This window comes from Synechococcus sp. M16.1 (genome assembly GCF_014279895.1).
Lineage (GTDB): Bacteria > Cyanobacteriota > Cyanobacteriia > PCC-6307 > Cyanobiaceae > Parasynechococcus.
The window spans coordinates 2102068-2112236 of record NZ_CP047954.1; the positions used below are offsets into that span (position 1 = coordinate 2102068).

Sequence of the window (10169 nt, forward strand, 5' to 3'; positions counted from 1 at the left end):
AACAAGCCAGCAACGTCAGAGGCGGTCGCTGACGTCGACAAGGCTGCCCCGCTCGTCACCCCAACCACCCCCAGAGAAGCTGACGGCGCCATCCACCTCGAGCTGCTCGTTGATCCAGCCAAGGATGACCGGCCCAACCTGTGCCGGGGACGGCTCACCGCGAAAACTGCGAAGGCTGAAGTGGTCTGCACCCTGCACCAACACCAGGCGGTGACCCAAGCGCGCGGCCTTGCTCTCACGCATCGGAGCGATCGCTTCCGGACCCGAAGGCACCACCCAATCGCGGGTACCGCTGATCAACAACAACTTGGCTGGAAGCCTCTCCAAGCGACTGCCGTCGAACAACAGACGCAAGGGCGGGCTGACGGCCACAACAGCCTTGACCCTTGGATCAGCAACAGCGGCTTGATTCACCCCCGAGAGCCAACTGCATTGGAGCACCCAGCTGATGTTGCGCTCCGGATCCTTGAGGTCACTGCAACGGGATTTGAGTTGTCGATCAGTTGGAATACCACCGGCCAGTTGAAGCGTGGTGGTGGCTCCCCAGGAGTGACCCACCACCGCAACGGCATCGGTGTTCAACCTGGCCCCAGGCAGAAGACGGCCTGAACTGATGGCATCCAACAAAGCGGAAACATCCAGGGGCCGAAGCCGCAACTCTTCAGGCCCAGGCGGCGGCGCATCACCAGCAAGCATCGCCTTCTGCTGATTGAAATCACTGCCGAGGTGGTCTGGCAGCAGCACGGTGTAGCCATGGGCGGCTAGCACCTCAGCCCAACCTTCAAAGGATTCCGGATCGTCCCAGAGCCCGTGGGAAATCACGACCAAACGTCCGTTAGCTGGCGCTGCAGGCTGAAGCGTCAGAACCCGCAAGGGTTTGGGCCGATGGGGAACGGACACCTGAACAACCTCACGGGACCAACCGGAGCGCAGTGGCTCCCGCAGATCAGCCGTCACAGATGCAGCCTCAAGGGAACGGGCCAAGGCAACCCCCTCCTCAAGATTGGTTTTAAGCCGGTTGGCCACCTCAGCGAGGCGGGATAAATCGATCGATGCCTGCTCTCCAGGCAACTCCCTCAAAAAGCCAAGAATGTTGGGTTGCCCCCGGCGTTCAGCACGAATCAAGGCTTCGGTCAGCATCCGCCCGCTGTCGTCCAGCTCAACCCCCTCGAGAGACACAACCTGCGTCGCCGCATGGAGGGCCTGCTCCAGCAGCGGTTGACCGGTCGATCCCGCCAGCAATGCCTTGGTCTCCAGGGGCAGCGGCATAAGGAACACCTGGCGCAGCAGCGGCAACAACTTGCCTCCACTGGCCAATTCCAGATCCTGCAGATCCGGACTGGCCTGAATCAGTTGTTCAGCCGACTCACCGTCAGCGAAGTTGATCGTGATCTGCGTCTCCAGAAACGGCAGACGCAACACGAACCGCTCCAAAGCTGAAGCGGGGCCCCCACCAAGCGCCAGTGACATGCCAAACGCCAGAGCCGCCAGGTGGGTGCGAAGTCGGGCCATCAAGCCGCCAGGGAAACGGGGAGTTCTGGTGGATGCTGCTCCAAAACTCGAGCCAGGTAGCGGCCGGTATGACTGGTGGGGTGCTGGGCGACCTCTTCTGGAGTGCCGGTAACCAGGATCTCGCCACCTTTGTCACCACCCTCAGGGCCGAGATCAATAATCCAGTCGCTGCAACGGATCACGTCAAGATTGTGCTCGATGCAGATAATCGAGTTGCCCTTGTCCACCAACCGCTGCATCACATCCATCAGCTTGTGCACGTCATAGAAGCTGAGGCCGGTCGTGGGCTCATCAATTAGATAAAGGGTCTTTCCAGTGGCCCGCCGTGACAGCTCCGTCGCCAGCTTCACCCGCTGGGCCTCACCCCCCGAAAGGGTTGGCGCCGGCTGGCCGAGCTTCACGTAGCCCAGGCCCACATCCACCAAAGTGCGCAAGCGATCAGCCGCCTGAGGGATGGCATCAAACACCTCAGCGGCCTGCTCCACCGTCATCTGCAGCACATCCGCGATGGTGTAGCCCTTGTATTTCACCTGCAGGGTTTCGCGGTTGAACCGGGCGCCCTTGCAGACGTCGCACTGGACGTACACATCCGGCAGGAAGTTCATCTCAATCACGTTCACGCCCTGGCCACGGCAAGCCTCACAGCGGCCACCCTTCACGTTGAAGCTGAACTGACCCACCTGGTAACCGCGGGCCTTGGCCTCCACCGTGGCGGCAAACACCTGACGGATCGGATCAAAGGCACCGGTGTAGGTGGCTGGATTGGAGCGGGGCGTGCGTCCAATCGGGCTCTGATCGATGACGATCACCTTGTCGATCGACTTCAACCCCCGCAACTCCCCCAGACCCTGCGGAAAGGGCACCTTCAGACCCAAGCCGTTCTCCAGGGCGGGATGCAGAAGCTCATTCACCAGGGTGCTCTTGCCGCTGCCACTCACCCCGGTGACGGACACCAACCGGCCCAAGGGAAACTCAACCGAAACGTTCTTGAGGTTGTTGCGGTTGCAATCGATCAACTTGAGTGAGCGCGAACCGCTCTCGCGGCGTTCGGCCGGCGTTGGAATCGAGCGACGGCCACTCAGGTAAGCGCCGGTAAGGGATTCGCTGCTGGCCACCAGGTCATCGAAACTTCCCTCCGCAACGATGTGGCCCCCATGGACGCCAGCACCAGGGCCGATGTCCACCACGTGATCGGCAGCACGGATGGTGTCTTCATCGTGTTCCACCACCACCAGAGTGTTTCCGAGATCCCGAAGCCGCACCAAGGTGTTCAGGAGACGGTCGTTGTCCCGCTGATGCAAACCAATGCTCGGCTCATCCAGCACGTACAGCACCCCGGTGAGACCAGCACCGATCTGAGTCGCCAGGCGGATGCGCTGAGCTTCACCACCGGAGAGCGTCATCGCCGGTCGGTCCAGGCTCAGATAGTCGAGACCAACATCAAGCAGGAATTTCAAACGAAGGCGGATTTCCCTGAGCACCAGATCACCGATCTGGATCTGACGGGGATTCAGCAAAGGCTCTGAACCCTCATGAGCCCCCACACCCATCAGTTTTTCGATCCGTTCCAGGGTCTGACCGACGCTGACGGCCGTGAGTTCTGGAATCCGATACGGCCCCACCTTCACCGCCAGGGCCTCGGGACGAAGCCGCTGACCAGCACAGCTGGCACAGGGCACCAACTCCAGATATTTCTCCAGCTTCTGGCGCTGCGACTCGCCACTGGCATCACGGAGCTGCCGCTCGAGGATCGGGAGGATGCCTTCGAAGGGTCGGGTGTATCCGCCTTTGCCTTTGCGGTAACGGCTGTCGGCCTGGATCAGAATCGGTTCGCGGCTCCCATTAAGCAGCACATCCCGCTGCTCATCCGTGAGCTCATTCCATGGGGTCTTGATCTCGAAGCCGAAGGCCTCACCCACCGAATAAAGCAACGAGAAGTAGTAGCTGTTGTCCTTCTCGGCCCAGGGAGCGACTGCGGAATACACCGGCTGAGTTGGATCCGGAATCACCCGGTCCACGGTGAATTTGCGCAGATGGCCGATGCCATGGCAGGCCTCACAGGCGCCGTAAGGGCTGTTGAACGAAAACAGCCGCGGAGACAGCTCCTCCATCACAGCGCCATGAACAGGGCAGGCGAAGTTTTCGGAGTAGAGACGCTCCCGTTCAACGCCGTCGGGAAGCTCCTCCCCTTTCTTGGGAACCACCTCCACCAACGCCAGACCATCGCCGCGTTTGAGGGCCGTACGCAATGAATCGGTCAGCCGTTCCTGGATCCCCTCACGGGCCACAAGACGATCGACCACCACCTCAATGTTGTGGGTGTGGTTCTTGTCGAGCTCGATGTTGTCGGCCAGCTCGCGCACCTCACCGTTGATGCGCACCCGGGCGAAACCTTCGGCCGCCAAACCACTGATCAACTTGGTGTGGGTGCCCTTCTTGCCGCGCACCACCGGCGCCAACAGCTGATAGCGGGTTCCCTCCGGCAGCAGAAGGATCTGATCGACCATTTCGTCGATGCTCTGCGGCTTGATCGAACGGCCACACTTGGGGCAGTGGGGCTCTCCGGCGCGGCCGAACAGCAGACGGAGATAGTCCTGAATCTCCGTGACCGTGCCCACCGTGGAGCGCGGGTTGTGACTGGTGGATTTCTGATCAATCGAAATCGCCGGAGACAGGCCCTCGATGGCATCGACATCGGGCTTGTCCACCTGCCCCAGAAACTGGCGGGCATAGGCCGAAAGACTTTCGACGTAGCGGCGCTGTCCCTCGGCAAAGATCGTGTCGAAGGCAAGTGAACTCTTGCCGCTGCCACTCACCCCGGTGAACACCACCAGCTTGTTGCGCGGGATGGTTACGTCGACGTTCTTGAGGTTGTGCTGCCGCGCACCCCTCACTCGAATCACATCGTCCTGAGTCGCCAGCGGGCCAGCTGAGTTAGCGATCTTGGCAGCAGCTCGCGCCATCAGGACCCGTTGGAAAGCTCAAGAGCTTAGGAAGAACTCAAACCTTCAAGCTGTTCGCTGGTCCAGCAGGCTCGCTGCATAGGCATCAGCCTGATCGCCACCAGCGAGATCTGCGAGCTCCTGGCGGCGTTCCTGAGTGTCCCGCAGTCGGGACACTCGCGAATGGGTGATGCCATCTTCCACATGCTTGCTCACCCGGAAATGGTGGTCAGCAACGGCTGCCACAAGCGGTTGGTGGGTGACGCAGAACACCTGTCGCTGACGGGCCAGGGTCTGAAGCAAATCGGCCATGGCTCCACTGACGCGTCCACTGACGCCAGCATCGATTTCATCGAACAACAGCGTGCTGGACCCATCCACCGCGGCAAGGGTGGTCTTGAGCGCAAGCAGAAAACGGGACATCTCACCGCCAGAGGCCACCTCCGTTAGCGGTGCCATCGGTTGGCCGGGATTGGCGGAGAACAGGAATTGAACAGCGTCCGCCCCATGCTCAGCCGGATCACAGGGGGTGAGATCCACCTTGAAACGCACGTTGGCCAGGCGCATGGGTGGCAACAGCTTCAGCAACGAGGCCTCTAAGGCCTCCGCCGCCTTAAACCGCTCGCGACGCAGGGCCGCATTGGCCTGATCACGCGTCTGGCGACGGACGGTTTCGGCCTGTTGCAGGCGGGCGAGATCCGCCGCGAAGCCTTCCGATCCCAAACGATGAAGCAGCTCATCGCGCCGCTGAATCAAACCGGCCAGATCAAGGCCGTAACGGCGCTGCAGCCGTTTTAAGACCGACAGACGGTCCTGAATCCGCTCCAGCTGGTCTGGATCGCTCTCCAGCGCCAGACCGTATTGATCGAGGGAGCGCAACAAACCGTCCACACCTGCTTCGAGATCCAGCGCCTGATCACGCAGGGGCTCAAGCGAACCATCCAGCTGCGCCATGGCCTGCAGCTCCTGGATGCACGCCGCAAAATGATCCTGCAGGGAAGGCGCCTGATCCACACCGTCGCGGAGACGCCCAAACAGCAAGGCCAAACCCTCCAGCAGCCTCACGCCATGGACGAGGCGGTCTTGATCCTGTTCCAGCCTCTGCTGCTCGTCCGGGTCGTCGAGATCGGCAGCTTGCAGCTGCTCCAACTGCTCTTCCTGTTCAGCCTGCTCCTGTTCGGAGCGCTGCTGCTCCTGCTCAAGTGCTGTCAGGGCATCTGCAGCCTGGCGCCATTCGGTCCAGGCATCAGCCACCTGAACTTTGAGCTCAGCCAATGCAGATCCACCGAGACGATCAAGCCAGAGCCGTTGCTGCCCCGCCCGCGACAACAGCTGGGTCTGTCCCTGAACCGTGAGATCAATCAACAACGGCCTGAGCTCAAGCAACTGCTGACGGTTCACCGTGCTGCCATTCAGCCGACAGCGACTGGAGTAACGATCACCCTCCTGCCGTTTCCATTCGCGGCTGATCAGAAGCTCCTCTTCGGGATCAAACTCCGCCGCAATCAACCACTGCTCCAGGGCTGGGTTGAGTTGAAATGCAGCCTCGATCCTGGAGCGATCCGAACCCGTCCGCAGCAAACGAACGCCGCTGGAACCCTGCGCTCCACCCAGCACCGCATCGAGGGCATCAAGAAGAATCGATTTACCGGCGCCGGTCTCACCGGTGAGCACCGTGAAACCCGAGCTGAACTCCAGTTCAAGACTCTCAATCAGAGCGATGTTCTGCAGCAGCAGACCGGTGAGCACGTCCAGCCCTGTGATGATGCCGACCGTAGCGGCAGCTTGGTTCGTTTAGAAGGGGTGTCGGACATCCCGATGAATTGATGGCGCAGGAGCTCGGGGATTTCATCGAAGCCGCGGGGTTGCTCGAGTACGACCCCGCCGCCATCACACGTATCTATGCCGGCCATCCCCAACGGCTGATCCGCCGGCTCTGGCAAACCCTCGTACCCATCGGCCTATTGCTGCTGGGCGTCGCCTTCGACTGGATCTTCCAGTTGCTGAAGGATGAGGAACGGGCCCGGGCTCGAGCTCGCGAATGCGCTGAGCTTCTCGTGGATCTTGGTCCCGCCTTCATCAAGGCCGGCCAGGCCCTCTCCACCCGACCGGACATCGTCCCCCCGCTGCTGCTGGAGGAACTGGCCCAGCTCCAGGACCAACTGCCCGGCTTCGACAGCGGCCTCGCCATGGCCTGCATCGAGGAAGACCTGGGCGCAGCGGTCGATGACATCTTCGAGCAGCTGGACCGGAAACCGATCTCAGCCGCCTCCTTGGGTCAGGTGCACAAGGGAACCCTTAAGGGTGGCGCTCGGGTGGCGGTGAAGGTGCAGCGCCCGGGGCTGCGCGAACAGATCACCCTGGATCTGTACATCGTGCGCAACATCGCCGCCTGGTTGAACAGCAACATCGGATTGATCCGCAGCGACCTCGTCGCCTTGATCGACGAACTGGGGCGACGGGTGTTCGAAGAGATGGACTACCTCAACGAGGCCTCGAACGCCGAGACCTTCGCTGAGCTGCACCAACACAACCCTCGCATCGCTGTTCCGACGATCTATCGCAACGCCACCAGCCGCCGGGTGCTGACGATGGAGTGGATCGATGGCGTCAAGCTCACCAACCTCGATGCGGTTCGCGAGCTCGGTGTGGACCCGGACGACATGGTGGAAGTGGGTGTGAACTGCAGCCTTCAACAGTTGCTGGAGCATGGCTTCTTCCATGCGGATCCCCACCCCGGCAATCTCCTGGCTTTGGAGGACGGTCGCCTCTGTTATCTCGACTTCGGGATGATGAGCGAAGTCAGCCGCGAGTCACGAACCGGCTTGATTCAGGCGGTGGTTCATCTGGTGAACCGAAACTTCGGGAAGCTCTCCAAAGATTTCGTCACCCTGGGATTCCTAGCGGAAGACGTGAACCTGGAACCAATTGTTCCCGCCTTTGAGAAGGTGTTCAGCCAGGCCCTGGAGGCCGGCGTCAACCGCATGGATTTCAAAGCGGTCACCGACGACATGTCAGGTGTGATGTACAAATTCCCCTTTCGGGTGCCGCCTTACTACGCCCTGATCATTCGGTCGCTGGTCACCCTGGAGGGCATCGCCCTGAGTGTGGATCCGAACTTCAAGATCCTCGGTGCTGCCTACCCATACTTCGCCAGGCGACTGATGGAGGATCCCGATCCCCAGCTGCGTCAAAGCCTCAAGGAGATGCTGTTCGACGGAGACGCCTTCCGTTGGACCCGTCTGGAAAATCTGGTCTCCAGCGCTGCAAGCCAGGCCCAGCTGGATCTGGAGGCCTTGCTCGATCAACTGCTCGACTTCCTGTTCTCACCCAAGGCAGGATTGCTTCGGGATCAACTGGTGACCGCCACAGTTGATCGGCTGGATGCTCTGGGTTGGTCAACGATGCAACGCCTGGGTCGACGCCTCCCCAAACGACTGCAACCATCCGCCATTGGCCAGACACCTCCCGGGCTCTCCGATCCACTGATGCAACTGGAGCCGGTGCGGGAGTTGATCCAGGTGTTGCAATCGTTGCCGGGATTCACACCTGAGCTTCTGCTGCGTCGAATGCCAAGGGTGCTCAATGAACCAGACACCCGGCGCATGGGCTTCAAGGTGGCTCAGGGGCTGGCCGAACGGGGAGTTGTCCGCTTGGTGCGGGTCGCTGCTGGAGTTCCGGCCTAACTTCCGGCCAACACCTTCAGCGTGATGCTCCCCAAGCCCTTCGCTCGATCCTCTTTGCTGGCCATGGCGGCAGGGCTTGGGCTGAGTTTGAGCTGCGTCATGCAACCTCTACATGCCGCTACGGAGGTCGCCCTGGTGAGTGGTGCCTTCCGCCGCTCCATTCCAGTAAAAGAAATCGAACACCTGGCCGAAACCGGTAATGCCACCGGTCTGCTGGAGGATCTGCTGGAGCTCTCCGGGCAGGACCCCACCGAGGTGGCGCAGATGCTCAACCAGAGCCTCGATCTTCCCTTGGTGCTCACAAGCCGTCTGATCAACACACGGATCGGTGAGGCCATCCTGCGTCGTGTTGCACGCATCATTCATCCGATCTACACACCGGAACCTGAGGTGAGTGTTCCGGCGATCCGCGCCGGAGTGATCAGTGGATTGCAGAGCGAAGATGGCCTCACGGCAGTGAGCTTTTTGAGGGGCTACCCCAATGCCGTCATGGCCGTGAATCTTCCGGCTCTGTTTGGAGTAATCGAAAAAGCGGAATCCATCGCCGGTCTGGTGCAGTTTTTCTCCGACTCCCCCTTGGACGGATTGAAGGAAGCGCAACCCTGACCAAGCCCTGAACGGACGCCGCCTAGATTCCGGCAATCCCCCCATCCCAGCCGGTGTCCCTGTTTCAGAACCTCCGTCGGCGTTTCACTGCCACCCCTGTGATGCAGGACTGGCCTGGACTGATTGAGGCTTATCGCAACTGGCTGCCCGTCAGCGATGCGACGCCCGTGATCAGCCTGCGTGAAGGCGCCACCCCTCTGATCCCCGTGCCATCGGTTGCGGAACAGATCGGCAAGGGCGTGAAGGTGTTCGTGAAATACGACGGCCTGAACCCCACAGGGTCCTTCAAGGACCGGGGAATGACCATGGCCATCAGCAAAGCCAAGGAAGCCGGTTGTGAAGCGGTGATTTGTGCCAGCACGGGCAACACCAGTGCTGCGGCTGCGGCCTATGCCAGGCGGGGTGGGATGCGTGCCTTCGTCTTGATCCCGGATGGCTATGTCGCCCAGGGAAAACTGGCTCAGGCGCTGGTGTACGGCGCTGAGGTGTTGGCGATCCGCGGCAACTTCGACCGCGCCCTCGACATCGTTCGCGAAGCGGCAGAGAGGTATCCCGTCACCCTCGTGAACTCGGTGAATCCCTACCGGCTGCAGGGCCAGAAAACGGCGGCCTTCGAAATCGTGGATGCCCTCGGTGATGCACCCGACTGGCTGTGCATTCCCATGGGCAACGCCGGAAACATCACCGCCTATTGGATGGGTTTCCAGGAATATCAACAGGCCGGCCGGAGCCGCAGCCTGCCCCGAATGATGGGATTCCAGGCCAGCGGATCCGCCCCACTGGTGAACAACACCACGGTGACGGACCCCGAAACCATCGCCACCGCCATTCGCATTGGCAACCCGGTCAACCGAGCCAAAGCCCTGGCAGCTCGCGAAGCCAGCAATGGCGCGTTCCTGGATGTGACCGACGCGGAAATCATCTCGGCCTACAAGCTTCTAGGCGGCCAGGAGGGAATCTTCTGTGAACCCGCCAGCGCTGCCTCTGTGGCAGGACTGCTCAAGCGCAAAGATGAAGTGCCAGCCGGCGCCACGGTGGTCTGCGTTCTGACCGGCAACGGCCTCAAGGATCCCGACTGCGCCATCAGCAACAACGACGCCGCCTTCCACACCGACCTCAATCCTGATCTGGGCACCGTCGCCAGTGTGATGGGCTTCTGACAAACTGCCTTGCATCAACGCACTTCTGCCCCCGTCAGGGGGCTTTTTTGTGGCCGTAAGACAAAACCAACCGACAAAGCGGCTGCGGAAGACGCCCGAAAACCATCCCAACACGTTGTGGAAAACAACCGAGAACTGTCCACCCGTTTGTCGCGCGAGTTTTCCACCCGCTGTGAAGAGGTGGAAAACGAAGCCTCACTCCCCATCCTGTGAAAAATTCTCCTCAGCCCTGGCTCATCGAGAACTGTGATGAGTGCTGGGTT

At 60.9% G+C, this 10169-nt stretch carries 6 protein-coding genes; 3 read left to right on the forward strand and 3 right to left on the reverse strand.

Annotated elements, in window-relative coordinates; translation table 11 throughout:
• Window positions 1-15: 15 nt before the first annotated feature.
• The 3 genes from SynM161_RS11925 to recN are packed head-to-tail and all read right to left on the reverse strand — an operon-like array spanning window position 16 to window position 6203.
• Window positions 16-1512, reverse strand: coding sequence for an alpha/beta fold hydrolase (locus tag SynM161_RS11925; RefSeq protein ID WP_186541581.1), 1497 nt, complete (start codon window positions 1510-1512; stop codon window positions 16-18).
• The gene (uvrA, locus tag SynM161_RS11930; protein WP_186541582.1) at window positions 1512-4475 is read right to left on the reverse strand and encodes an excinuclease ABC subunit UvrA; all 2964 of its coding nucleotides are present in this window, start codon (window positions 4473-4475) and stop codon (window positions 1512-1514) included. Before uvrA ends, SynM161_RS11925 begins: the two co-directional genes overlap by 1 nt.
• Window positions 4476-4520: 45 nt before the next feature.
• The gene (gene recN, locus SynM161_RS11935; RefSeq protein WP_186541583.1) at window positions 4521-6203 is read right to left on the reverse strand and encodes a DNA repair protein RecN; all 1683 of its coding nucleotides are present in this window, start codon (window positions 6201-6203) and stop codon (window positions 4521-4523) included.
• Between the two features lie 77 nt (window positions 6204-6280).
• Between recN and SynM161_RS11940 the strand changes: the two genes are divergently transcribed.
• The 3 genes from SynM161_RS11940 to thrC all read left to right on the forward strand — a co-directional run bounded on the left by SynM161_RS11940 (window position 6281) and on the right by thrC (window position 9906).
• Window positions 6281-8140, forward strand: a complete 1860-nt coding sequence (locus tag SynM161_RS11940) for an AarF/ABC1/UbiB kinase family protein (RefSeq protein ID WP_186541584.1) — start codon at window positions 6281-6283, stop codon at window positions 8138-8140.
• Between the two features lie 24 nt (window positions 8141-8164).
• Window positions 8165-8746 carry an alpha/beta hydrolase gene (locus tag SynM161_RS11945; RefSeq protein WP_186541585.1) on the forward strand — a complete coding sequence of 194 codons (582 nt, stop codon included), beginning with the start codon at window positions 8165-8167 and terminating at the stop codon, window positions 8744-8746.
• 101 nt (window positions 8747-8847) lie between these two features.
• Complete coding sequence (gene thrC, locus SynM161_RS11950; protein WP_186542692.1) at window positions 8848-9906, forward strand: threonine synthase; 1059 nt, start codon at window positions 8848-8850, stop codon at window positions 9904-9906.
• Window positions 9907-10169 lie beyond the last annotated feature (263 nt).

Bases quoted from the DNA above. Each gene is read 5' to 3' on its own strand.
- SynM161_RS11925 (WP_186541581.1), bottom strand. From the start codon at position 1,512: ATGGCCCGACTTCGCACCCACCTGGCGGCTCTGGCGTTTGGCATGTCA.
- uvrA (WP_186541582.1), bottom strand. From the start codon at position 4,475: ATGGCGCGAGCTGCTGCCAAGATCGCTAACTCAGCTGGCCCGCTGGCG.
- SynM161_RS11940 (WP_186541584.1), top strand. From the start codon at position 6,281: ATGGCGCAGGAGCTCGGGGATTTCATCGAAGCCGCGGGGTTGCTCGAG.
- SynM161_RS11945 (WP_186541585.1), top strand. From the start codon at position 8,165: ATGCTCCCCAAGCCCTTCGCTCGATCCTCTTTGCTGGCCATGGCGGCA.
- thrC (WP_186542692.1), top strand. From the start codon at position 8,848: ATGCAGGACTGGCCTGGACTGATTGAGGCTTATCGCAACTGGCTGCCC.